This window comes from Aquibacillus salsiterrae (assembly GCF_028416595.1).
Classification (GTDB): Bacteria; Bacillota; Bacilli; order Bacillales; family Amphibacillaceae; genus Aquibacillus_A; species Aquibacillus_A salsiterrae.
On sequence record NZ_JAMQKC010000003.1, the window covers coordinates 254,413 to 278,966 of the forward strand.

Below are 24,554 nucleotides of genomic sequence, written 5' to 3' on the forward strand. Positions count from 1 at the left end.
CATATCAAAAAAAACTAACAATGCCTATTATCGTAATAAGAATCTTTGCAGCTAGGATACTATAGCTAAAAAATGGTATAATGTCTTTGACAAGATCTTGTTAAAAGTTTTACGAGGTGATACAGATGGCATTCGACGGAATTGTTACAAGGGCAATCGCACAAGAATTAAATACAGAGCTTTCAACTGGTCGGCTACTAAAAATACACCAACCGACGGAGACAGAACTAGTTTTTACTATTCGAAACTTTGGTAAAAATAAGTCCTTACTGCTATCTGCACATTCCAGTTATTCTAGATTTCATTTAACCGAAGATTCCTTTCAAAACCCTAAAGAGCCTCCCATGTTTTGTATGTTATTAAGAAAACATCTATTAGGAAGTTTCGTTGAAAAAGTGGAGCAGTATAACAATGAAAGAATTGTTATGTTTCATTTCAAGGGAAAAGATGAAATCGGGGATGAAACCCGAAAAACAATAATTATTGAAGTAATGGGTAAGCATAGCAACATTCATCTCGTTGACGAGGAAAAGGGACACATTTTAGACAGTATTAAGCATATTCCACCGTCCCAAAACCGCTACCGAATTATTATGCCAGGACAGCCTTATAAACTTCCACCAGACCAAGGGAAAATAAACCCTTTAACGATTGATGGGGATACGTTTATGAAGAAGTTAGACTTTAACGCTGGGAAATTAGCGAAACAGATGGTAGATACGTACACGGGATTTTCTCCATTAATTGCATCAGAAATTACCCATCTTGCTAGTCTCGGTACAAAAGATCAGTACAAACAGGCATTTGAATCAATAAAATCGACTGTTTTAAATAACAACTATTGTCCACAAATTATTCGATCAGAAAAGGAAACTTTTTATGTCCTAAACTTAACGTCAATTCGTGGCGATGTCCAACTATTTAAATCTACCAGTGAAATGCTTGATAGCTTTTACTCTGGCAAAGCTAAACGGGACCGTGTTAAACAACAAGCAGGAGACTTAATCCGTTTTTTGAAAAACGAACGGGATAAAAATGAAAGAAAAATCATAAAGCACAAGGATACTTTAACAAAGGCTGAAAAAGCTGATCAATTTCAAAGGTACGGGGAATTATTGACTGCCAATATGCATGCATTGAAAACAGGTGATAAACAAGCTCTAGTTGTCGATTATTACGACCCCAACCAGCAAGAAATTTCGATTCCTTTAAACCCTAATAAGACGCCTAGTGAAAATGCACAAGCCTATTTTAAAACGTACCAGAAGCTTAAAAAGTCGAAACAAATGGTGCTTCAGGAAATAGAAAAAGCAAAAGAAGAAATTAGCTATTTAGAAGAGATTATTCAGCAAATCGACAGTGCAAGAGAACAAGATATACTAGAAATTAGAGAAGAACTACAAGAACAGGGTTACCTTAAGATTAAAGCCAACAAAAAAAATAAACGGGACAAGCAGCTAAAGCCAGAGCCCGAAAAATTCATCTCTTCTGATGGCACCGTTCTTTTGGTTGGAAAGAATAACAAACAAAATGATTATTTAACGAATAAGCTCGCCCATAAAGACGACTTGTGGTTTCACACAAAAGACATTCCGGGGTCACATGTTGTCATTCGTTCTTCAACACCTAGCGAGAACACGATTAGAGAGGCAGCTAACCTAGCCGCATATTTTAGTAAATCAAAGGCTTCTTCTTCGGTGCCAGTCGATTATACATTAATCAGACATGTAAAAAAGCCAAATGGATCAAAGCCCGGATATGTAACATATGAAAACCAAAAAACAATTTATATCGATCCAGATAAAAGTCTAATCGATAAATTAAGAAACTAAGAAAAGCGCAAGGCGCTTTTCTTAATTATCTCGTTAATTCCACTGATAATGAATCACGCCACTCAATTAAATCTGCTTTATTTTCCTTGTTAATCGTTCCCGCTACAAGTAATTCATCTAATAAACTATCAAAATTAGATATGGTTGTAAGAGGAAAACCATTTGCTTTAAAATTATTAGTTGCTTTCGCTAATCCATAGGAAAAAATGGCAAGGACACCAATTACGTTTGCTCCTGCTTCCTGCAAAGCAAGTGCCGCATTAATGGATGAGCCTCCAGTTGAGATTAAATCTTCAATAACAACAACTTTCTGCCCCTCTTTAATATCCCCTTCAATTTGATTCCCCTTCCCATGCCCTTTCGGCTTTGACCGAACATACACCATTGGTAGATTCAACTTTTGAGCTATCCACGCAGCATGTGGAATACCGGCAGTAGCACAACCAGCAATGACATCCGGTTGTTCTTCCTGCGCTTTGATAATCGTAACAAATGCATCTGCTATTTTTTCTCTAATATCAGGATAAGATAACGTTAAACGGTTATCACAATAGATTGGTGATTTAATTCCAGAGGTCCAAGTAAAGGAACGATCTGGTTTGATTTGGATCGCTTCTATTTTATACAATTCTCGTGCAATTTCAGTTGCTAGTGACATGGTTCCACTCCTCTACAGCTTGTTCGTAAGCTTTTTTCGGATTTGGCGCTTGGGTTACACTGCGGCCAATAACAATATGATCAGCTCCATTTTGGTGGGCAACTTTCGGCGTTGCGATTCTTTTTTGATCATGGCTTGCTGATTCTGTTAATCTAATTCCCGGCGTGACTGTTAGAAACTCGTGACCACAAGCCGCTTTTATCATCGGTACCTCATGAACGGAACATACCACCCCATCTGCACCATTATTATTAGCTAGTTCGCCAAGGGCAACAACCGTTGTTTCAACCCCTGTTGTGACATGTAATTCATTGTTTAATGTAGCTTCATCCATCGAAGTTAGGAGGGTTACAGCAAGAAGCTTTGGGACTTTCTGATTAGTACCAGCCAACAACCCCTCTTTAGCAGCACGAATCATCTCACTCCCCCCAAATGCATGAACATTAACCATATCTACTCCTAAGATTGCCACGTTTTTCATTGCTTTTTTTACTGTGGTAGGAATATCATGAAGCTTTAAATCAAGAAAGATTGGGTGATTATCTTGTTTAAATGCATCAACAATTGCTGGACCCTCTTTGTAAAATAGTTCCATACCAATTTTTATCGGTATGCCTTTTAATTCGTTATTCCGAATAAAACCTAAAGCTTCTTTTCCGCTAGCGAAATCAAGTGCGAGGTAGATAGGTGTTTGCATTCTCATGCCCCTTTCCAACTGCATCTTCAACAGATGCAAATCCGTACTTTTCAAGAACTGTTGGTAATTGATTAATTATGTCCGGACAAACAAATGGATTATGGAAGTTTGCCGTTCCAACAGCTACCGCATTTGCCCCAGCTAGCAAGAATTCCAGTACATCCTCTGCTGACACAATCCCTCCCATGCCAATGATTGGAAGCCCTACATGTTGTCGTACTTCATAAATCATTCGGATTGCGATAGGCTTTATCGCCGGACCAGATAATCCACCTGTTTTGTTTGCAAGTAGAGGTTTTCGCGCAGCTGCATTCATCTGCATACCGGTCACGGTGTTGATCATCGTTAGTCCGTCTGCACCACCAGCTTCTACTGCTTTAGCCATAGCAACAATATTAGAGACGTTAGGTGACAGTTTCACGTAAACAGGCACGTGACTTACTTCTTTTACTCTTCGTGTCACTTCTTTAGCTAAACTAGGTTCTGTTCCAAATTGGATTCCACCCTCTTTAACATTGGGACATGAAATGTTAAGCTCCATTGCCTGGATGTTAGATGTTCTCGTAAATGCCCTTGTCACCTCTACATATTCCTCAACAGTGCTCCCTGCAACATTTGCAACAATTGGAACATCATAGTTAGCTAGAAAGGGCAGTTCATTGTCAATGATTGCATTTACACCAGGGTTTTGTAGGCCGATGGCATTTAGCATCCCAGCTGCTGTTTCAGCTACTCTAGGCGTTTGGTTCCCGTAACGTGCCTCTTTGGTTGCCGCCTTGATGATAATAGCTCCTAACTGACTCAAGTCATATAAATCACTAAATTCACGCCCAAAGCCGAAGCATCCAGATGCAGGCATGATTGGATTTTTTAATTGTAAGCCTGGTAAAACTGTTTGTAGAGACATCAGATAACCACCTCATTTGCACGAAATACCGGACCATCTTTACAGATTTTCTTAAAGCCATTAGTATCATCATTGGTTGGTACGACACATGCATAGCATGCACCAATTCCGCAACCCATCCGTTGTTCAATCGAAATAAAACCATTATGATCTTGTAATTGATTGGATACAGCACGGAGCATGCCAGTTGGTCCGCATGAAAAAAAATAATCAAAGTAGTCAATTGAGTACTTGTCAATAATGGATGTCACATAACCTTTGTGTCCATAACTACCATCATCTGTTACAACATAACAATCACCAAGTTGGGCAAAGTTCGATTCATAAAACACAGCATCCTTTGTTTGAAACCCGATAATTGAAGTGACACGCACGCCTCTTGCAACCAATTGCTTAGCTAAGTAGTAAAGTGGGGGAACACCTATCCCTCCCCCAATAACAAGTGCATGGTTTACAGAGATTTGATCAATCGGATATCCAGTACCACAAGGAATAAGAACATCCAACCTTTCCCCAACCGATACTTTACTTAATAAATCTGTTCCAGCACCGATAATTTTGAAGATGATAACGATCGTACCTGTTGTTTGGTCTACATCGGCAATGGAGATTGGACGTCTTAACATATGATTCGATTCAGAACCAACATTAATATGAATAAACTGTCCTGGTTTAATTTGATTGATATCCTTGAATCCGTGAAGGGTTAATTCCACTGTGTCTCTGGCAATAGATTGCCTTGTTACTACTGTTAGGTCAAGTTTATTAATCACAATACGACAGCCTTTCTCTCAACAACTGGTCTTGCTGAAAAAGTGGTAGAATCAATCACATTAATAATCGCAAGTGCAGTGTCAAGGCTAGTTAAACATGCAATCCCATGCTCAACTGCTTCTCTACGGATTCTGAATCCGTCAGATCGAGGCTGCTTACCAGAAGTTAGTGTATTGATAACGAACTGGACGTCACCATTTTCAATAATCGATAATACATTCGTTCCAGACGCTCCAATTTTCCCCACCGATTGAACCGGAATACCATTGTTACTAATCGATGCAGCTGTTCCCTCTGTTGCATAGAGCGTGAAACCTAACTGATGGAATCTGGTTGCAACCGCAACTGCTTCTTCCTTATCCTTGTCAGCGATCGTTAACAATGCAGCACCTTCTTGAGGTATCGATAAACCTGATGCAATTAATCCTTTGTATAAAGCTTTTTCTAACGTTTTATCCCGTCCAATAGCTTCACCAGTGGATTTCATTTCTGGACCTAGTATCGTATCAACACTCCGTAATTTTTCAAAAGAGAAGACCGGAACTTTCACAGAAACATGTAGTGGCTCTGGTAGGACACCGTCTTGATAACCCATGTCAGTAAGGGATTGACCTAAAATACATTTTGTTGCAATGTTGGCCATTGTTACACCGGTAATCTTACTTAAAAAAGGAATTGTTCGACTTGCGCGCGGATTTACTTCTAGTACATATACTTCGTCCTTATGCACAACAAATTGAATATTTACTAATCCCTTCACTTGGAGACGTTTTGCAATTTTTATCGTTATATCCACACATTTTTGCTTAATGACAGCACTTATTCGCTGTGTAGGATAGACAGCAATTGAGTCACCAGAGTGGACGCCTGCACGTTCGATATGCTCCATAATTCCCGGAATAATTGTCGTTTCTCCATCACTTATTGCATCAACCTCAACTTCAATCCCTGTTAAATATTTATCGATTAATACAGGGTGTTTATGGGTCACGTGGTTCGTTTTATTTAAATAACTATAAAGTTCTTCATCATTGTAGACAATTTCCATTTGACTCCCACCTATTACATAAGATGGTCGAACTAAGACAGGATAGCCTATTTCGTTTGCGGCACTGATTGCTTGGTCAAGCTTTTTGACACTCTTGCCTTTTGGTTGTGGAATGTTTAATTCCCCTAATAGTTGTTCAAACTTATCACGGTTTTCAGCTGCATCGATAGCCTCTAGTGCCGTACCCAAAATCTTAACTCCCCTACGCTCTAAACCTTCAGCTAGATTAATAGCAGTTTGACCACCAAACTGAACGATGACTCCCATTGGTTGCTCTAATTCTATGACGTGCATCACATCTTCTAACGTTAGTGGCTCAAAATACAACTTATCAGATACACTGAAATCAGTGGAGACTGTTTCCGGGTTATTATTCATGATAATCGCTTCATAGCCTGCTTCTTTTAAAGATAATACGGAATGTACTGTCGCATAATCAAACTCAATTCCTTGACCAATTCTGATTGGACCAGAGCCTAGCACGAGCACTTTCTCTTTTTCAGACCGAACCGATTCATTTTCTTCTTCATAAGTACTATAAAAATAAGGGGTCTCAGATTCAAACTCTGCAGCACAAGTATCAACCATTTTATAAACGGGTTGGATATTTTCAAGCTTCCTTAGTTGATAAATGTCATCCATATCCATCTCCCACACGCGTGCTATTTGTGTATCTGAAAAACCAAATTGTTTTGCTTCTCTTAACAGTTCTAAAGAACCTTTGTTATTTGCTAATGTTCGTTCTAGTTCAATAATCTTGTTTAGTTTAACTAAGAAATAACGGTCTATTTTTGTTAAATCAAAGATCTCATCCAATGACATTCCACGTCGCAACGTTTCCGCTAAGACGTAAATTCGTTCGTCATCCGCCTTCACTAATCTTGCTTTTAGCTCTTCGATTGTTGCTTCGGTTAACCGTTTCATCCAAAGGTCTTCGGCACTTATGTCCAAGGAGCGGATTGCTTTTAATAGTGATTCTTCAAAAGTCCTACCAATCGCCATTACCTCACCAGTTGCTTTCATCTGTGTTCCTAATGTTCGATTCCCTGTAGTAAACTTATCAAATGGGAATCTAGGAAACTTGGTCACTACATAATCAAGCGCTGGCTCGTAACATGCGTATGTTTTACCAGTAATCGGATTGATAATTTCATCTAATGTTAATCCAACAGCAATTTTCGCTGCAATCTTCGCAATCGGATAACCAGTTGCTTTTGATGCTAAGGCAGAAGAACGACTTACCCTTGGATTAACTTCAATGATGTAATACTGGAAGCTATCAGGGTCTAATGCTAATTGGACATTGCATCCACCTTCAATTTTTAAAGCACGAATGATTTTTAAAGACGCATTTCTTAACATTTGGTATTCCCGATCACTTAGCGTTTGCGATGGTGCTGTTACAATCGAATCTCCAGTATGAATTCCTACAGGGTCGATGTTTTCCATGTTACACACAACGATTGCTTGATCGTTTTTGTCACGCATTACTTCATATTCAATTTCTTTAAAGCCTGCAATATTTTTCTCGATTAAACACTGATTTACTGGTGATAACGCTAAACCATTTCGCGTAATATTACGAAGTTCTTGAACATCATAACACATGCCACCACCTGTACCACCAAGAGTATAGGCAGGTCTAACAATTAGCGGAAATCCGATTTCTTCAGAAAATGCTACTGCTTGGTCTACCGTGTTAACAATCATACTATCAGGTACTGGCTCATTTAATTCATTCATTAAGGAACGGAATTTCTCCCTATCTTCCGCTTGTTGGATAGCATCTAATGATGTTCCAAGTAACTCCGTATTACACTCTTCTAAAATACCAGTTGCTTCTAGCTGTACAGCCATATTTAATCCAGTCTGACCACCTAATGTGGGAAGAATCGCATCCGGGCGTTCTTTACGGATGATTTTTATTAAAAAGTCAACGGTTAATGGCTCCATATAGACGGTGTCAGCAATCGTATGGTCGGTCATAATTGTCGCTGGATTTGAATTAGCAAGAATAACTGTGTAACCCTCTTCCTTTAGCGACTGACATGCTTGTGTTCCGGAATAGTCAAACTCAGCAGCTTGTCCGATAACTATTGGACCTGAACCGATAACTAAAATTTTATTTATATCAGTACGTTTTGGCATGTTACTTCCTCCTTCGTCGATGCATGATGTTGATCGATAGTTGTTAGGAATACATCAAATAGGTGATTCGTATCGTCTGGACCTGGTGAACTCTCAGGATGATATTGGACAGAGAATGCGGGATAGTTCTTATGCTTAATTCCCTCTACTGTGTTATCGTTTAAAGCAATTTGCGTAAGTTCCAAATCTGTATGATTTAACGAATCAACCGTGACAGCATAACCATGATTTTGTGATGTAATATATGTTTTATTTAGCATTACGTCCTTCACAGGATGATTAGAGCCACGGTGACCAAATTTAAGTTTTTCTGTATTGGCTCCACATGCTAATGCAAGTAATTGATGACCTAAACAGATACCAAATACTGGTACCTCCTGAATAACGTGACTAATCATCTTTATTGCACTTGGTACATCTTTCGGATTGCCTGGTCCATTTGTCAACATGACTCCATCAGGCTTTAAGCGTAAAATACTTTCTGCATCATAGTTATAAGGAACAACTGTTACATGACAATTCCGCTTGGTTAATTCACGCAAAATACCGTGTTTCATGCCGAAATCTACTAACACAATTCGTTTTCCTCGACCTGGGACGACATATGGTTTTACAGTGGAAACTCTTTTCACTTGATCTGTTATCATTGGTGTCTTTTTAATCATCGCTAAGGCTTCCTCTGTGGATTGTCCGATTGCCGTAAAAATACCTCTCATCGTTCCATGTTTGCGCAGTATTTTCGTTAATTTTCTTGTATCAATCCCTGAAATACCCGGGATATTGTTGGCTTTTAAATAACTATCCAAACTTTCATCACTTCGAAAGTTTGATGGGTAATCACAAACCTCTTTTACAATAAGTCCATGAATCGAAGGTGTAATGGTTTCAAAGTCATCTCGGTTTATTCCGTAATTTCCAATTAGCGGGTAAGTTAACGTTACGATTTGCCCACAATAAGATGGGTCAGATAAGATTTCTTGGTAGCCGGTCATTCCTGTATTAAAAACAACTTCACCTACACTTGCCTGTCCACTACCAAATGCTACTCCTGTAAATACGGTGCCATCTTCAAGCACTAGTTGTCGTTTTTCCATGTGAATCCTCCTTGAAAGACGATTTTCCCTTCTACGATAGTCAGCACTGGAACACCAGTCACTTCCCATTTATCAAAAGGTGTATTTTTTCCTTTAGAATAAAAACTTTCTTTATCTATCACTTCTTGCTTTTGAAGGTCAAGAACTGTTATGTCAGCAGGCGCTCCTTCTTTTAATTCTCCGTACGGTAAACCAAAGACTTGGCTCGGTTTAATTGTCATCCAATCAATTAGTTGTTTTAGTGAAATTTCACCAGTCTTTACCAAATGTGTATATAGAAGGCCAAATGCTGTCTCAAATCCAACAATACCAAATGGCGCTAAATCAAGTCCTAGTTGCTTCTCTTCAGCTGTATGTGGTGCATGGTCCGTAGCAATAAAATCAATTGTTCCATCTAATAAACCGTCAAGTAAGGCTTGTCTATCTTCTTTTGCACGCAACGGAGGATTCATTTTAAAATTGGCATCTTCGGATTGAATATCTTCCTCAGTAAGAAGCAAATGGTGTGGTGTTACTTCTGCAGTCACACGAATTCCTGCACGTTTTGCATCTCTAATTACTCGAACAGATTCTTTTGTGCTTACGTGGCATACATGGTAATGACATCCTGTAGCCTCCGCTAACAACACATCCCTAGCTATCTGGACAGATTCACATATCGAGGGGATGCCTGGAATATTTAATTGTAGACTTGTCTTTCCTTCATGGATTACCCCACCGTGAATTAAGGAATTGTCTTCACAATGTGCAACAATTGCCATATTGATTTTAGCTGCTTGACTCATTGCTTTTAGCATCATGTCAGCTGTCTGAATACCAACACCGTCATCTGTGAATGCAAAAGCACCCGCTTCTTTCAAAGATTCCATATCTGTAAGCGTCGCGCCAAGCAATCGCTCGGTAATCGATGCATAAGGAAGCACACGAACGTATGCCGTTTCTTTAATTCTCTCATTAATATCTTGTAATGTGTTTACACTATCTGGAACTGGTCTTGTATTTGGCATCGCACAAACGGTTGTATATCCACCACGTGCAGCTGCTTTTGTTCCTGTTTCAATTGTCTCCTTCTTTTCCCCTCCCGGCTCACGTAGGTGAACATGGACATCAACGAAACCTGGAGATATTAATTTCCCTTGACAATCAATAGTCTGGTCTGCTTCGAGATCAAGTTTATCTCCTATTTTTTCAATCACACCATCTTTAATGGCAATCTCACAAGGCTTACACTCATTATCTGCTGTTAACTGCATTCCGCCTGTTAAAATCGTTCGCATGTAAAACGCCTCCGTCTTCTAAGATTCGGTACATGACAGCCATCCTTGCTGACACCCCGTTTGTCATTTGTTTAAAAATTCGAGATTTACTACTTTCAACTAATCTATCATCAATTTCCACACCTCTATTTACTGGGGCAGGATGAAGTATAATTGCGTGCTGTTTCATTCTCTTTTCTCTTTCTACTGTTAATCCATAAGCCTCAAGATACTGTTGTTTGTTTAGCGTTGATTCTGTCTGATGACGTTCGTGTTGAATTCTTAACAACATGATGACATCACACGTATCAATTGCTTCATCAATATCAATGTATGGGTATGGAAGCGTTTCGTCGTACCAATCTGGTCGGGAGGATAGATAGACATCTGCCCCCATTGTCGAAAGAGCAAATGCATTCGACCTAGCAACTCTGCTATGCTTGATATCTCCAACAATCGCAACCTTTAAGCCCCTAAATTTCTGATATTCTTGATAGATGGTTAACAAATCAAGTAAACACTGGGTTGGATGTTCACCCTTCCCATCACCAGCATTAATCACTGGGATAGAAACTCGCTCAGCAAGCTCTTTTACAAGATTATCTTTAGGGTGCCTAACAACTAACAGGGAGGCGCCAATTGATTCAAATGTTCGTGCTGTATCATAAACACTTTCGCCTTTTTTCACACTTGAGCTGTCAGTCATGAAATCCAGTACCTCAATCCCCAATTTCCTTTGTGCAACAATGAAGCTCATCTTTGTTCGTGTACTCGGCTCAAAGAAGAGGTTTGCTGCGAACAATTGCTCATTAAAAGGCTTTATACCATGTTGCTGAATGTCATCGGCAAACTTTATTAACTGCAACATCTCATGTTCAGAAAACTGTCTCATTGACACAAAATTTTTCATCAAGTCACTCCCATTTCCATCACCGTATTTTTTTACACTAAGAAAAGCGCAGGCGCCTCGCTAGACCCGACAGGCATAAGACAAGACCTGACGTGGCGGTCTTTGCCACACAAGGGATTGACTTATGACCCCGAGGGGCTAGGCGCTGAAGCTAGACAATCAAGAAAAGCGCAGGCGCCTTGCTAGACCCGACAGGCATAAGACAAGACCTGACGTGGTTATCTAGAATGTTATCCACGTTTAAATTGTTTCTTATCAAGACAATAAAAAACCTCTTTGCAGGCTGCAAAGAGGTAGACGTGTACAAATTTCCACACGTATTCTGTCGCAACCTTTTAAGCCTCACAGGACTTAGTTTAAAGGTTCTATTCTATTATTTTTCAAAAATACTCACTTCATCTTGTTTATCTGTTTCATCTAGCTGCACTACGATCACTTCGTCTTGTGAAGTAGGAATGTTCTTACCAATATAGTCTGCTCGAATTGGTAATTCACGATGCCCTCTATCGACTAACACAGCAAGTTGGATCTGTGATGGTCTACCTTGGTCCATGATCGCGTCCATGGCAGCCCGAACTGTTCTACCAGTAAATAACACATCATCAACAAGGATGACTTTTTTACCTGAGATCTGGTCATCGATTCTTGTATCTTGAATTTTTGGTTCCTTGCTATTATTCACATGATTTAAATCGTCACGATATAAAGTGATATCTAACTCTCCAAATGGCGGTTCTATCCCTTCTATATCAACAATTTTCTGTTTAAGTCGCTTAGCTAAGGGAATCCCCCTTGTTTTAATACCAACAAGCAGCAATCCTTCAACACCTTTATTTTTCTCTAATATTTCATGTGCAATCCTAGTAAGTGCCCGATTAATTGCTGACGCATCTAAAACCGTTGCTTTTTTATTCACGGGATCTGCTCCTCTCTGAGACGGAAACTGGATATAATTTCAGCAAAAAACCCCCATTTCCGCGAAGAAAAAGGGGGGGTTGGATAGACGTATCCTTTTAAGCGTCTAACACTACCGTTTCCTTTTCAGCCTCACGGGACTGCGTTAAAGGTTCTATTATATTCTACATACAATTATTCCAAAGTTTGTTCTATCTGTCAACTCATCTTTTCAATTTCTTTTAATAGGTGTTGGAATTCCTCAGGTGGAGCAATTTGATATTCTAACCATTCTTTTGTTTTCGGATGGTTAAACCCGATTACTTCTGCATGCAAGGCTTGTCCATTACTATTTAGAGTTTTCCTTGGACCATACTTAGGGTCTCCTACAAGTGGAAAGCCGATATATTGCATGTGAACCCTAATTTGATGTGTTCTTCCTGTTTCAAGTACGCACTTAACATGAGTGAAATGGCCAAACCTTTTTAACACTTCAAAGTGGGTTACCGCATGCCGTCCATCATCAACTACAGCCATCTTTTGCCGATCACGCGGGTCTCTTCCAAGTGGAGCATCTATCGTTCCAACTTCATGCGTAATATCGCCGTGCACAATTGCTTGGTAAGAACGTTTGACTGTTTTTTCCTTTAATTGGTTGACTAATGACTCATGGGCCGCGTCATTTTTAGCTACCATTAATAATCCACTTGTATCCATGTCAATCCGATGGACAATACCAGGACGAATGACACCATTGATTCCTGATAAATCCTTACAGTGGTACAATAACGCGTTGACTAATGTACCGTTTGGGTGACCAGGTGATGGATGAACGACCATTCCTTTTGGCTTGTTTACAACTAACACGTCTTCGTCTTCGTAAACAATTTCAAGTGGAATATTTTCAGGGATAACATCTAACTCTTCTGGCTCAGGTATTTCCCAAGAAATATGGTCACCTGCTTGACATTTATAATTGCTTTTGACCTCTACTTGGTTTACTTCAACATAATTGCCCTTAATCCATGCTTGAACTTGGGATCTTGAGGCATCTTGATTAAGACTTGCCAATAATTTGTCAATTCGTAGACCTGCTTCTTCTTTTTGAACCTCATGACTAAAGTCGGTCATGCCTTCATACTTCCCTTCTTCTTCTTTTCGTCTAAAAATGTTACTAGTAAGACTAGAATCACTCCGACGACTAGGGCAGAATCTGCCACATTAAAAATAGGATAGTCATAACTACCGATATACGTATTAAAAAAGTCTACAACTTGCTTACGGAAGAGGCGATCAATAAAATTTCCAATTGCTCCCCCTAGAATGAGTGCTAATGACCATCCCATCAACTTACTTTCTCTGGCAAACTTGTTCATGTAGTATATGACCACCACGATAACTATCGCTGTTATTATGTAGAAAAAAATCATTTGTCCAGCTAATATTCCCCACGCGGCTCCCGTATTACGGTGGGAGGTTATGTAAAACACATCTTCAATGACAGTAATACTTTCACCTAACTCCATTCTAGTAACAACCCACCACTTTGTTAGTTGATCAATAATAATGACAAGTAAGGCAATTAAATAGTAAAGCATAGCTAAAATCCCCCGTTCTTTACTTTCTACATTCTATAGCATTTTATCACAAAAACAGAAATAAAATAAATGACATCCTTATTGAAGATCAAAAGAGTATGTACAGAGCATGTGCTAATTTTTGTTCATTTTTTAATTTTATTCATCAGAGAAGGCTGAACATTACGTCCAGCCTTCTTGGTCAATCATTTTTAATTCGCATAATGCTCTGTGACGATATCGGCACAGCGATTACATAACTCAGGGTATGCTTCATTCGATCCAACAGTATCTGATGCAACCCAGCAACGTTCACACTTTTCACCAGTGTGTTTCTCAACCAGGACTGAAACATGATCAAATTCCTTCGCATTTTCATTCTCGTCTACAAGTTCAAGTCCTGAAACAATTAATAGTTGATGTAAATGTTCGATTGTTTCCAGTAATTCTTTCGTCTTCTCATGTTTTGGAACAACAACAATGCGTGCTTCTAATGACTTCCCTATTACCTTATTTGCACGTGCTTCTTCTAATGCTTTTAGGATATCATCTCTTACTTCCATAAATTGATCCCATTTTGCCTTAAGCTCTTCTTTATTTTTGATTTCTTTTGGCTTTGGCATATCTGTTAACTGAACACTTTCTTCCTCTACTCCAGGAATATAACCCCAAATTTCTTCTGCAGTATGGGCAAGGATTGGTGCAAGTAATCTGACCATTGTCGTAACCGTTTCAAAATAAACTGTTTGAATGCTTCTTCTCCGCTCACTGTCTTTACCTTCGATGTATAAAACATCTTTGGCAAAATCCAAATAGAAGGAGCTTAAGTCAATCGAACAGAAGTTGTGAACGTTATGATAAATGGTTGAAAATTCATAATTGTCATAGGCATATCTTACTTTTTCAATTAGTTCTTGTAATCGAATTAGCATGTAACGATCAACTTCTTGTAAACTTTCTTCTGGTACAACATCTGTTTTCGGATCAAAGTCATGTAAATTTCCTAACATAAACCGGAACGTATTTCTAATTTTGCGATATCCTTCAGACGTTTGCTTAATAATATCATCAGAGATTCTCACATCCGCTTGATAGTCTACGGAGGCTACCCATAAACGTAAAATATCAGCACCGTATTGCTTCATAATCTTTGCAGGTACGACAACATTACCGACAGATTTACTCATCTTACGGCCTTCGCCATCTAAAGCAAATCCATGACTAATAATTGTTTCATAAGGAGCATTACCAGTGACTGCAACTGCTGTTGAAATAGATGAGTTAAACCAGCCACGGTATTGGTCAGAACCCTCTAAATAAACGTCTGCTGGTCTACGTAATTCAGGTCGTTCCACAAGAACACCTTCGTGAGAGGAACCAGAATCAAACCAAACATCCATAATATCAGTTTCCTTTGTAAATGTGCCATTTGGACTATGTTCTGAAGTAAAGCCATCTGGTAATAAATCCTTTGTCTCCCATTCAAACCAAATATTTGACCCGTGCTGGCGAAATAAATCCGAAACATGGGAAATTGTTTCATCGGTAATAATTGGAGTACGATCCTCTCCATAAAATACCGGAATAGGAACCCCCCACGTACGTTGACGAGAAATACACCAATCTTCACGGTCACGAACCATGTTATACAGTCTCGTTTCGCCCCACTTTGGATACCAGTTAACACGATTAATTTCTGTTAAAATATCGTCCCGGAAATCTTTAATCGATGCAAACCATTGGTTCGTTGCTCGGAAGATGGTTGGCTTTTTCGTTCTCCAATCGTGTGGATAGGAGTGAGTAATAAAGTTAAGCTTTAACAAAGCTCCTACCTCTTCTAACTTTTGGGTAATTTCTTTATTAGCCGCGTCATAGAACAGGCCTTCAAACCCAGGTGCTTCCTCTGTAAAGTATCCTTTTTCATCGACAGGACACAACACATCTAAGCCATACTTTTTACTAACAAAAAAGTCATCTTCCCCGTGTCCAGGTGCCGTATGAACAAGCCCTGTACCACTATCTGTGGTTACGTGTTCGCCTAAAATGATGAGAGAATCACGATCATAGAATGGGTGCTTTGCAACTATGTTTTCCGCTTGTTGACCTTTGAACGTTTTGATAACTTCTGAATTTTCCCATTCTAACATATCACTTACTTCTTTTAACATATCATGGGCAATCACATACTTGTTCCCATCAACTTTAACTACTGCGTACTCTAGGTCAGGATGCAACGAGATGGCTAGGTTGGCAGGAATTGTCCATGGTGTTGTTGTCCAGATGATAAACTTCTCATCACCATCTAACAAGTCTTTCCCGTCCTTCACCTCAAAAGCTACATAGATAGAAGCAGAGCGCTTATCTTGGTATTCAATTTCTGCTTCAGCCAAGGCTGACTCAGAAGATGGAGACCAATAGACAGGTTTTAAACCTTTGTAGATATAACCCTTTTTCGCCATTTCACCAAATACTTTTATTTGGGCTGCTTCATAATCTTTCGTCAAAGTAATATATGGGTTGTTCCAATCTCCTCGAACACCTAACTGTTTAAATTGTGTTCGTTGATTATCAACTTGTTGTAGTGCATATTCAGCACACTTTTGGCGAAATTCAGCAACTGACATTTTTTTACGGTCGACTTTCTTTTTTGCTAAGGCAGACTCAATCGGTAACCCATGTGTATCCCACCCTGGTACATATGGTGCATGAAATCCAGCCATTGATTTATACCGAACGATGAAATCCTTTAAAATCTTATTTAGCGCATGCCCCATGTGTAGGTCACCGTTTGCGTATGGAGGACCATCATGAAGAATAAATAACGGTCTACCCTCTGTACGTTTTTGGACTTGAGCATAGATATCTGTCTCATCCCATTTTTCTTGCATTTTTGGCTCTTTATTTGGTAAATTACCACGCATTGGAAACTCAGTTTCAGGCATTAACAATGTTTGTTTGTAATCCATTTACATTCTCCTCCTACATTATTGCTAAAAACAAATTCTAGTTGACTTAAGACCTCTGAGGGGGGTGGCGCCGTAGCTGACTTTACTTGTTATCCATATCAAGTTAGATTTTATAATTTTCTCCTAGACAACAAAAAAAGCCTTTCACATCCCTAAAAGGGACGAGAAAGACTCGCGGTACCACCCTTAATAGATAGAATGTAGCAACTAAATTCTATCCTCTCAAGAATTCGTAACGTGAATGAACCGTCCATTCCTACTATTCGTTCAGATGGATACTTGAGGGTGATTTTTTAAAAGGGTGCTGATTAGGCTTCCACCGTCCCTAACTCGCTTGTAACAGCTTACTTACCTTTTATACTTTCCCTGTCATTGTATTTACACTATCAGTACTTATTTTTTCAGTAATCCTAAACAATAGACTTATGTTAATGAATTATATGTAATTATTTAGCAAACGTCAAGGCTTAATAATTTTTCTCATAAGATTCTCTTCTAAATTCTTCTTCTTGTTCTTCACCGATATCTGTATTGATTAAACCGTCCCAATCTTCGTTCTCTATCAAGTCTAATTGTGCTTCGACTAACATTTTTAATCGCGTTCTAAATACTTTTGCTTGTTTTTTAAGCTCTTCCACCTCTATCGCAATTCGGTGCGATTTTTGTAATGCTTCGTTAATGATACGATCTGCATTTTTTTCGGCTTCTTTGATGATAAGCTTAGATTCCTTTGTAGCATTCCCCCTTACTTCCTCAGCCGTTTCCTGCGCTATAAGAATTGACTTGTTCAGTGTTTCTTCAATATTTGAAAAGTGCCCTAATTTATCACTTAACTGTTCAACCTTTTCTTTTAATTCCTTTTTTTCACGGATAACTAATTCGTAATCTTTTATAACTTGGTCTAAAAATTCGTTTACTTCATCTTCATCATACCCACGAAAGCCTCGAGTAAACTCTTTGTTATGAATATCTAATGGTGTTAATGGCACTTTGGCCACCTCCTGTCAACAATCATATTTCCATTCTATTTGCTACTTAAAATTTCGACATTTTTTCGTAAATTCCTGCAAAAAATTCAAGTTTTTCTTAAAAGATAAGAAAGTATAAAAAATCCAAGAGCTGTCTAGCTCAGCTCCAGGGCCTTGCGCTTTTCTTATTTTAATATACCAACTGTCATTTTCCATTTGTCTTTTTTAGATAATCCATGGACTTCATCAATTTTACTTCTCCCTTTGCCTCGAAATGAAATTAAATCATCCTTTTCGACCAAAAAAGACGTATTTTCAATTGATTGATAATTTACTTTCACTAATCCTTTTTGGATAGCTGCTGCAGCATTTTGACGAGATAATTGATAAATTTCTTTTAATACCGCATCAAGTCGTAAAGAAGAAGCAGTTACTAGCTTTTGCTCCCATTTCTCCTGACTTTCGATTAAGTGCGAGAATGGCTGTTGTTCAAATAATACATTTGCTTTTTTTACTTCGGTTAAATTCACTTTAACATAGGATTCTATTTCTTGGTCAACCAATAATTGGATAGTGCCGTCATAGACGACCAAATCTCCAAGTTTTTTGCGCTTCATCCCTAAGGATAAAAATGCTCCAAGAACATCTCGATGTTCTATAGAGATAAATTTGATTGGATACGTCGCCTCAAGCAATGAAATTTGAAAATCATCCTCTGCTATTTCTTCATAATAGGGGGCTAGGATTGCGCGTTTTCGCTCAGCACTTTCTTTCCCTCCAAAAAAGGAAAGCTTCATATCACTATTATTTCCGATAATTGATTGAAAGATTGTCTGTTCACGAGGAGTTAAAAAATCACTAAGTTTAGGTTGAAAACTTCTTTCTACTTGGTCTTTCCAGGAAAGCACTTGGTCGATAAACGGATGCTCTTCTTTACGAAAATGTTGGTAAACTTCCATATCGATCTCCTTTATCATACGGTTAAAAAGGACCGAGGAATTAACTTCCCTTAGGTTCAGGGGGGGGCGCACACGAACTTCGCAAAAGCAAGCTAACGAAGAAACGATAATGTGTCATTTTCACTGGCCTTTTTGAACAACCTCTTACACCTTAAGTATCTTTTACTTATCTATTACCATCAAAAAACTTGGCACTGCAGCCAAGTTTTTCCACTTCTAAATACTTAAATTAGACAAGCATTTGATGCAACACACCTAAGCCACTTGTTGCAAATTGAAGCACTAAGATTGCTACGATTGGTGACATATCAATCATGCCTAAAGGGGGAATGATTTTCCGAAATGGATCTAAGTATGGTTCACAAATGCGAGCTAATAAACTCCCAATCGAAGACTCTCTTGCACCAGGAAACCACGACAATAAAATATAGGCAATCAAAGCAAAGCTATAGATCTCGATTAATGAATAAAGCAAACTAAAGATCTGTGACATTATATTACCATCCTTTCTCTCTATTATCTTCTTCTAGCATTTCTGTAATCGAACCCGATACATCTACGTTATCTGGCGTACATAGAAATGTGTGCGGACCAAGCTTTTGGATTTCACCAGATATGGCGTATACTGTGCCACTTAAAAAATCAACAATTCGTTTCGCTTGTTGATGTTCTACTCGTTGGAGGTTTATCACAACAGATCTACGATTAACTAGATTATCTGCAATTTCTTGCGCCTCACTATATGACCTTGGTTCACATAAAACAACTTTTGAACTATTGGTCATCGCCTTCAGGCTAACGACATTTTCTCGTCTTTCTTTCCTAGAAGCAGCCTCTGGTACTTGCAATTCCTCTTCCTCTACATATTCATACTCATATTCATCATCAACAGCAAAAAATGTTTTTAACTTATTTTTAATACTCATGGGTTTCACCTCTTTTAATTTAAACCGACTAGCTTCGTACCTATCCGAATGTGTGTAGCACCTTCTTCTACCGCAATATGAAAATCGTTGCTCATCCCCATGGAAAGGTAACGGCATGGTGCATGCGCCCATTGTTTGTCCATTACTTCATCACGAATATGTTTTAATTGACGAAATGTTTTCCTTACTATTTCTTCATTATCAACCAATGGAGCCATTGTCATTAACCCAACCACTATTATGTTAGGATAGGTTTTTAATTTTTCAATAAAGGGAACAACTTGGCTAGGGTCAAGTCCATGTTTTGATTGTTCTCCACTAACATTAACTTGTACGAAGCAGGAGACTTGACGGTCTGCGCGCTTATTAATTTCTTTAGCTAATGAATCCCGGTCCAATGAGTGGATATAATCAACATGTGGTAGAATATCCTTTACCTTTCTCGATTGTAAAGAACCAATAAAATGCCAGGTAGCACGATTACCGATTTCCTCATATTTCTCAAGAAGACCTTCAAGTCTGTTTTCACCAAGATGGCACAGTCCTGCATCGAGTGCTTCTTTTGCGCGTTCAGCAGTAACATATTTGGTAACAGCAATGATCGTTATATCTTCTTTATTTCTACCAATCTTTTTACACGATTGCTCCACTTGTGTTTTAATATCGTGGAAGTTTGCTTGTACAGTCAATGATCTATCTCCTTTCTAAGTCTTTTCCTCGTATCCGATAAAACCGACAAATCTACCGGTTATTCCATTATCTTTGCGATGTGAAAAAAAGATATCATCTTTAAATGTACAATAATTGGTTTTAGCTATGTTTTGCGGTTTTACCTCCGCTTTAACAAGTAATTGATAGTTCAATTCTTTTAAATCTAACATAAAATGACCATTACCATTATTGATAACGACGCTATCGTAAACATCGTCAGGAATGTATTGGATCACATGTTGGTCTACTTCATAATGAGCCTGACTTATACACGGACCGATAACTACTTCCACTTCATTTGTATTTACCCCATGTTCAGACATTGCTTCAACCATTTTACTAGCCATTTTATTTACAGTCCCTTTCCATCCAGCATGAGCTATTCCTATCCAGCCACTGACGGGATCAAAGAAAAATAACGGAACACAGTCTGCAAACATAGCAACACACAAAACACCTGAATCTTGGGTGATCATACCATCTACACCAGCCAAGGCATCAGCATGATTAAACGCCCCTAGTCCTGCTTGACCCTTAGAAACGACTGAAATACTTGTCCCGTGAATTTGTTCGCCCATAATCCAGCTATGTAAAGGAATGTTCAGCTTTTCAGCTAAGATACGTCTATTTTGCAAAACATTGTTCTTAGAATCCGGGACATGAAATCCTAAATTCAATGATGAAAATGAATCGGGACTTACCCCGCCAAATCTTGTTGAAATACCTGCTTGAAGGCGCGGGGATATTCGCTTCCATTTATCAATCATTAAAAATGATGGATCTTTAGCTTGAAAAGGCTCCATTTGCAACACTCCTCTATTTTCACCATTTTACCACAATTATCTAGGGATTTCTTGTAGAATTCACCTGATTACTCCATTCGTTGTGAAAAAAGTTGCGGATTCTTGTCTTTTTTTACTAAAATGACATCCGAACCAATCGTAACAATATTTTCCCAAGGAATCATCACCTCTTCATCTTTCCCAAAAAATCCCATCACTTTTCCTTTTGTCCCAATAATTAAATAAAGTATTTTCCCTTTGTCAACATCAATTTCTAGATCAGTTATATTTCCTACTTTTCGACCGTCTTCCATCATGATGATGTCTTTTATTTGTAACTCTGTTAATGTTATCATCCAAACACCTACCTTTTTACTACTATATGCAGAAGAAAAAAGATATTTTCTTTTTTTAAAAAAATCCGTGAGCAAGTATGATAAAACTTAAAATTTCGACTTAAGACTTCGAAAGGGTAGGCACCCGGAGCTAGACAGCTCTTTGTTTTTTTATTCTTTCTTAACTTGTAAAAAAAAGCCTTATCCTTGTAGAAGGATAAGGCTTTTTTAGTACTTTTACTTTTATTCAAACATTTCCTTATTCATCTCATGGATAGCTGCTTTTTCAAGCCTAGATACTTGGGCCTGTGATATACCAATTTCTTCAGCAACTTCCATCTGTGTCTTACCTTGAAAAAAGCGCTTGTTTAAGATCATGGTTTCTCTTTCGTTAAGACGGTGCATGCCTTCTTTTAAAGACAGTTTGTCCAACCAATTTGACTCTTTATCTTTATCATCACTTAATTGGTCCATGACGAATATCGGGTCTCCCCCGTCATTGTATATCGGTTCGAACAAGGAAACCGGATCTTGAATCGCATCCATCGCAAAGACAATGTCAGAATGTGGCACTCCCATTTCTTCAGCAATTTCCATTGGCGTTGGATCTTTTGACGTTTTACTAATTAGTCTTTCACGGACCTGCAGTGCTTTATAAGCAGTATCTCTTAATGAACGAGATACCCTTATCGGGTTATTATCTCTTAAGTATCTTCTAATTTCACCAATAATCATTGGTACAGCATATGTTGAGAATTTAACATTTTGACTTAAATCAAAATTGTCTATGGATTTCATTAATCCAATACAGCCGACTTGAAACAGGTCGTCGCCATACTCTCCACGATTGTTAAACCGTTGGATTACACTTAACACTAGGCGTAAATTACCGTTTACAAGTTGTTCTCTGGCTGAATCATCACCTTCTTGCATTTGTTTAAACAACTTTCTCATTTCATCATTTTTTAATACTGGTAATTTTGATGTATCGACTCCACAAATTTCTACTTTATGTCTTGTCATACTCTACCCTCCCATTGGAGATGCTGTTCAATGAACAGTATCACCGAGAGAAGGAATTTTTATGCAAGACGGTTCAACAATCTACAGTACCATATTCTGTTAATCGCTATGATAGTAAGATCATACCATTTTGTTAAATTCTTTTTTTAGCCGTCTTATTATCTTTTTTTCGAGTCTCGAGATATAGGATTGAGAAATTCCTAACATGTCTGCAACATCCTTTTGTGTTTTCTCTTCCTCTCCAATTAAACCAAAGCGTAGTTCCATAATCTGTTTTTCCCGGTCATTTAGATGTGATAAGGCTTTTTTTAGTAAATTCTTGTCGACATTGGCTTCTAAGTCCTTAACCGTTACATCATCATCTGTCCCTAACACATCTGATAGAAGTAACTCGTTTCCATCCCAATCTATATTTAGCGGCTCATCAAATGATATTTCCGATTTAGTTTTATTATTTTTTCTTAAATACATCAATATTTCATTTTCAATACAGCGAGATGCATAAGTTGCAAGCTTTATTTTCTTCTCTGGATTAAATGTGTTAATTGCTTTAATTAATCCGATTGTGCCTATGCTAATTAAATCCTCAATGTTTATTCCTGTGTTTTCGAATTTTCTTGCAATATAAACAACTAAACGAAGATTTCTTTCAATGAGCATTGACCGTGCTGCTTCATCGCCGACAGGTAGCCTTTTTAATAATTCAGCTTCCTCTTCTTTAGATAACGGAGGAGGTAACGCTTCACTTCCACCTATGTAATATATTTCATTTGTTTTAAAACCAAGCTTAATTAAAAGTTTGTACCACCACAATTGTATTTTTAATTTCCATTTTCTCATCTGCTATCCTCTCCTTTTGCTCTAGTTTTTTTATCCTTATACGGTTACAGGTTTTCACTCTTTCATTACAGGTGGTTCTGACTTCAGCACCCTTCCTTAAACTAGGCTGAAGTTGCAACCGAATGTTTAAATAGTTCTGGATGTAATAAGCAGTGATAGCTTCCATCTGCGGCTAGTTCTCCAAACTGAATTCCAATCAATAATTTGTTTGTTGATATTTGTTTATTTTCGTATTTTACTAACATGTTTTCTGGTTTCAAAACAATCATGAAGGTACGATTCCCGTTAACACCTTGATATGGAACAATATTCATAAGTGATTCCAGCTTATCTGGAAACCCTTCGAACACTAATTTGTCTTGTGCTTGTTCAAGGATACGTATTTCCTCTTTAGAAAACCAATTCTCCATAAACGCTTGATCACAGATGACCACTGGTTTTCGTGAAAAAGGGTCTACTAATTGGTTGCCACTATCCACATAAGCAATTGTCGAGAAAGTTTTTCCAAGTATTTGAATATCAACTTCATACAACTGGTCATGTCTAAATTTTTCATATGCATGCTTGTCCAGTCTTTCCTTCGTAAAATACCAAATTAAAGGAAATCCAAACCCAATGAATAACCAACTAATTTGATCACCATAACCGGTTTGATACGTTAATACTCCACTACCATTGGTGTACATTTGCTTATTTAATAGAAAGTGCAATGCAATCAATCCACCTCCTAAAACAAAAGAAATAAAATAGAAAAATAAAAGTTTTTTCAAAAATTGACGGGTATTTTCATATCCAAATGTACATAAAATAATAAATAGGGAATAGATAATTTTACCCATCGGTGCTGTTAACAGGGAATTAGGAAAAAATAAAGTTATTGGAACAATAACGGATGCAATAAAGGCTCCAAAAAGAAGCTTGAGACGACTAGTATTAGCTTTTGTAATATACTGAGTTAGCATCAAAATCATAAAATCTAGTAAAAAGTTCAACAGCCAAACAGCATCCAAATAGATAGTCACTTTATTCTTCCTTTCAAGTTACAAATAGTGATTTAAAGTAAGTATAGCGGAGTTAGAAATAGAAGTCTGTCAGATTTTGTGTGATAGCAACAACTAATTTTTAGATGTTATTAGATAATTTGTCATAATTTTTCATTCGAAAGACAATATCAAAATCAACACCGCTCATAAAAACCTAAACAACAACACTATGAGCCATTCGACAATAAAAACACAGGACGAAGAAA

The 24,554-nt window shown here is 38.1% G+C and carries 23 protein-coding genes and 1 other annotated feature; of the genes, 1 reads left to right on the forward strand and 22 read right to left on the reverse strand.

All coding sequences use genetic code 11. The features are described 5' to 3' along the window. The first annotated feature begins 125 nt into the window (after window positions 1-125). On the forward strand, window positions 126-1,832 hold the full coding sequence (locus NC799_RS05915) for an Rqc2 family fibronectin-binding protein (RefSeq protein ID WP_272445454.1): 1,707 nt from the start codon (window positions 126-128) through the stop codon (window positions 1,830-1,832). Window positions 1,833-1,857: 25 nt separating this feature from the next. Here NC799_RS05915 and pyrE read toward each other — a convergent pair whose 3' ends face one another. From pyrE to spoIIGA, 22 genes are all read right to left on the reverse strand, one after another. Continuing rightward, the gene (pyrE, locus tag NC799_RS05920) at window positions 1,858-2,490 is read right to left on the reverse strand and encodes an orotate phosphoribosyltransferase (protein ID WP_272445456.1); all 633 of its coding nucleotides are present in this window, start codon (window positions 2,488-2,490) and stop codon (window positions 1,858-1,860) included. Continuing rightward, a complete protein-coding gene (pyrF, locus tag NC799_RS05925; RefSeq protein ID WP_272445457.1) occupies window positions 2,474-3,187 on the reverse strand; it encodes an orotidine-5'-phosphate decarboxylase in 714 nt (237 codons plus the stop codon). The genes pyrE and pyrF overlap by 17 nt, the downstream gene beginning before the upstream one ends. Further along, window positions 3,159-4,094, reverse strand: coding sequence for a dihydroorotate dehydrogenase (locus NC799_RS05930; protein ID WP_272445458.1), 936 nt, complete (start codon window positions 4,092-4,094; stop codon window positions 3,159-3,161). The genes pyrF and NC799_RS05930 overlap by 29 nt, the downstream gene beginning before the upstream one ends. Continuing rightward, window positions 4,094-4,864: a dihydroorotate dehydrogenase electron transfer subunit gene (locus tag NC799_RS05935; protein WP_272445597.1), complete on the reverse strand. Its 771-nt coding sequence runs from the start codon at window positions 4,862-4,864 to the stop codon at window positions 4,094-4,096. Before NC799_RS05935 ends, NC799_RS05930 begins: the two co-directional genes overlap by 1 nt. After that, window positions 4,864-8,064, reverse strand: coding sequence for a carbamoyl-phosphate synthase large subunit (gene carB, locus NC799_RS05940; protein WP_272445459.1), 3,201 nt, complete (start codon window positions 8,062-8,064; stop codon window positions 4,864-4,866). The genes NC799_RS05935 and carB overlap by 1 nt, the downstream gene beginning before the upstream one ends. Next, window positions 8,043-9,158, reverse strand: coding sequence for a glutamine-hydrolyzing carbamoyl-phosphate synthase small subunit (gene carA, locus NC799_RS05945; protein ID WP_272445460.1), 1,116 nt, complete (start codon window positions 9,156-9,158; stop codon window positions 8,043-8,045). Before carA ends, carB begins: the two co-directional genes overlap by 22 nt. Then, on the reverse strand, window positions 9,140-10,435 hold the full coding sequence (locus tag NC799_RS05950) for a dihydroorotase (protein ID WP_272445461.1): 1,296 nt from the start codon (window positions 10,433-10,435) through the stop codon (window positions 9,140-9,142). Before NC799_RS05950 ends, carA begins: the two co-directional genes overlap by 19 nt. Continuing rightward, complete coding sequence (locus NC799_RS05955) at window positions 10,392-11,324, reverse strand: aspartate carbamoyltransferase catalytic subunit (protein WP_272445462.1); 933 nt, start codon at window positions 11,322-11,324, stop codon at window positions 10,392-10,394. Before NC799_RS05955 ends, NC799_RS05950 begins: the two co-directional genes overlap by 44 nt. A 373-nt stretch (window positions 11,325-11,697) precedes the next feature. Then, the gene (gene pyrR / locus NC799_RS05960; protein WP_272445463.1) at window positions 11,698-12,240 is read right to left on the reverse strand and encodes a bifunctional pyr operon transcriptional regulator/uracil phosphoribosyltransferase PyrR; all 543 of its coding nucleotides are present in this window, start codon (window positions 12,238-12,240) and stop codon (window positions 11,698-11,700) included. Window positions 12,241-12,437: 197 nt separating this feature from the next. Next, a complete protein-coding gene (locus NC799_RS05965) occupies window positions 12,438-13,349 on the reverse strand; it encodes an RluA family pseudouridine synthase (protein ID WP_272445464.1) in 912 nt (303 codons plus the stop codon). Then, window positions 13,346-13,816 carry a signal peptidase II gene (gene lspA, locus NC799_RS05970; RefSeq protein ID WP_272445465.1) on the reverse strand — a complete coding sequence of 157 codons (471 nt, stop codon included), beginning with the start codon at window positions 13,814-13,816 and terminating at the stop codon, window positions 13,346-13,348. The genes NC799_RS05965 and lspA overlap by 4 nt, the downstream gene beginning before the upstream one ends. Before the next feature lie 191 nt (window positions 13,817-14,007). Further along, a complete protein-coding gene (ileS, locus tag NC799_RS05975) occupies window positions 14,008-16,761 on the reverse strand; it encodes an isoleucine--tRNA ligase (RefSeq protein WP_272445466.1) in 2,754 nt (917 codons plus the stop codon). A 154-nt stretch (window positions 16,762-16,915) separates the two neighbouring features. Further along, window positions 16,916-17,143 (reverse strand) — a binding site (T-box leader). 85 nt (window positions 17,144-17,228) lie between these two features. Further along, window positions 17,229-17,750 (reverse strand): DivIVA domain-containing protein, encoded by a 522-nt coding sequence (locus tag NC799_RS05980; RefSeq protein ID WP_272445467.1) that lies wholly within the window; start codon window positions 17,748-17,750, stop codon window positions 17,229-17,231. A 164-nt stretch (window positions 17,751-17,914) separates the two neighbouring features. Continuing rightward, the gene (locus tag NC799_RS05985) at window positions 17,915-18,688 is read right to left on the reverse strand and encodes a YlmH family RNA-binding protein (RefSeq protein ID WP_272445468.1); all 774 of its coding nucleotides are present in this window, start codon (window positions 18,686-18,688) and stop codon (window positions 17,915-17,917) included. Window positions 18,689-18,917: 229 nt separating this feature from the next. Beyond that, the gene (locus NC799_RS05990; RefSeq protein WP_272445469.1) at window positions 18,918-19,181 is read right to left on the reverse strand and encodes a YggT family protein; all 264 of its coding nucleotides are present in this window, start codon (window positions 19,179-19,181) and stop codon (window positions 18,918-18,920) included. Window positions 19,182-19,185: 4 nt separating this feature from the next. Then, entirely contained in the window at window positions 19,186-19,614 is a 429-nt protein-coding gene (locus tag NC799_RS05995; RefSeq protein WP_272445470.1) for a cell division protein SepF, read from the reverse strand. A 14-nt stretch (window positions 19,615-19,628) separates the two neighbouring features. Continuing rightward, entirely contained in the window at window positions 19,629-20,303 is a 675-nt protein-coding gene (locus NC799_RS06000; protein ID WP_272445471.1) for a YggS family pyridoxal phosphate-dependent enzyme, read from the reverse strand. A 15-nt stretch (window positions 20,304-20,318) separates the two neighbouring features. After that, entirely contained in the window at window positions 20,319-21,128 is an 810-nt protein-coding gene (gene pgeF / locus NC799_RS06005) for a peptidoglycan editing factor PgeF (protein WP_272445472.1), read from the reverse strand. A gap of 68 nt (window positions 21,129-21,196) precedes the next feature. Beyond that, a complete protein-coding gene (locus NC799_RS06010; RefSeq protein WP_272445473.1) occupies window positions 21,197-21,463 on the reverse strand; it encodes a YlmC/YmxH family sporulation protein in 267 nt (88 codons plus the stop codon). 222 nt (window positions 21,464-21,685) lie between these two features. Further along, the gene (gene sigG / locus NC799_RS06015) at window positions 21,686-22,465 is read right to left on the reverse strand and encodes an RNA polymerase sporulation sigma factor SigG (protein WP_272445474.1); all 780 of its coding nucleotides are present in this window, start codon (window positions 22,463-22,465) and stop codon (window positions 21,686-21,688) included. Between the two features lie 120 nt (window positions 22,466-22,585). Then, window positions 22,586-23,305: an RNA polymerase sporulation sigma factor SigE gene (gene sigE, locus NC799_RS06020; RefSeq protein ID WP_272445475.1), complete on the reverse strand. Its 720-nt coding sequence runs from the start codon at window positions 23,303-23,305 to the stop codon at window positions 22,586-22,588. A gap of 101 nt (window positions 23,306-23,406) precedes the next feature. After that, a complete protein-coding gene (gene spoIIGA, locus NC799_RS06025) occupies window positions 23,407-24,327 on the reverse strand; it encodes a sigma-E processing peptidase SpoIIGA (RefSeq protein WP_272445476.1) in 921 nt (306 codons plus the stop codon). Window positions 24,328-24,554: the final 227 nt, after the last annotated feature.

Bases quoted from the DNA above. Each gene is read 5' to 3' on its own strand.
- NC799_RS05930 (WP_272445458.1), bottom strand. From the start codon at position 4,094: ATGTCTCTACAAACAGTTTTACCAGGCTTACAATTAAAAAATCCAATC.
- sigG (WP_272445474.1), bottom strand. From the start codon at position 22,465: ATGACAAGACATAAAGTAGAAATTTGTGGAGTCGATACATCAAAATTA.
- pgeF (WP_272445472.1), bottom strand. From the start codon at position 21,128: ATGGAGCCTTTTCAAGCTAAAGATCCATCATTTTTAATGATTGATAAA.
- pyrF (WP_272445457.1), bottom strand. From the start codon at position 3,187: ATGCAAACACCTATCTACCTCGCACTTGATTTCGCTAGCGGAAAAGAA.
- NC799_RS06010 (WP_272445473.1), bottom strand. From the start codon at position 21,463: ATGATAACATTAACAGAGTTACAAATAAAAGACATCATCATGATGGAA.
- NC799_RS05915 (WP_272445454.1), top strand. From the start codon at position 126: ATGGCATTCGACGGAATTGTTACAAGGGCAATCGCACAAGAATTAAAT.
- carA (WP_272445460.1), bottom strand. From the start codon at position 9,158: ATGGAAAAACGACAACTAGTGCTTGAAGATGGCACCGTATTTACAGGA.
- sigE (WP_272445475.1), bottom strand. From the start codon at position 23,305: ATGAGAAAATGGAAATTAAAAATACAATTGTGGTGGTACAAACTTTTA.
- NC799_RS05950 (WP_272445461.1), bottom strand. From the start codon at position 10,435: ATGCGAACGATTTTAACAGGCGGAATGCAGTTAACAGCAGATAATGAG.
- NC799_RS05965 (WP_272445464.1), bottom strand. From the start codon at position 13,349: ATGACCGACTTTAGTCATGAGGTTCAAAAAGAAGAAGCAGGTCTACGA.
- lspA (WP_272445465.1), bottom strand. From the start codon at position 13,816: ATGCTTTACTATTTAATTGCCTTACTTGTCATTATTATTGATCAACTA.
- pyrE (WP_272445456.1), bottom strand. From the start codon at position 2,490: ATGTCACTAGCAACTGAAATTGCACGAGAATTGTATAAAATAGAAGCG.
- ileS (WP_272445466.1), bottom strand. From the start codon at position 16,761: ATGGATTACAAACAAACATTGTTAATGCCTGAAACTGAGTTTCCAATG.
- carB (WP_272445459.1), bottom strand. From the start codon at position 8,064: ATGCCAAAACGTACTGATATAAATAAAATTTTAGTTATCGGTTCAGGT.
- NC799_RS05985 (WP_272445468.1), bottom strand. From the start codon at position 18,688: ATGGAAGTTTACCAACATTTTCGTAAAGAAGAGCATCCGTTTATCGAC.
- NC799_RS05955 (WP_272445462.1), bottom strand. From the start codon at position 11,324: ATGAAAAATTTTGTGTCAATGAGACAGTTTTCTGAACATGAGATGTTG.
- NC799_RS05990 (WP_272445469.1), bottom strand. From the start codon at position 19,181: ATGTCACAGATCTTTAGTTTGCTTTATTCATTAATCGAGATCTATAGC.
- NC799_RS05995 (WP_272445470.1), bottom strand. From the start codon at position 19,614: ATGAGTATTAAAAATAAGTTAAAAACATTTTTTGCTGTTGATGATGAA.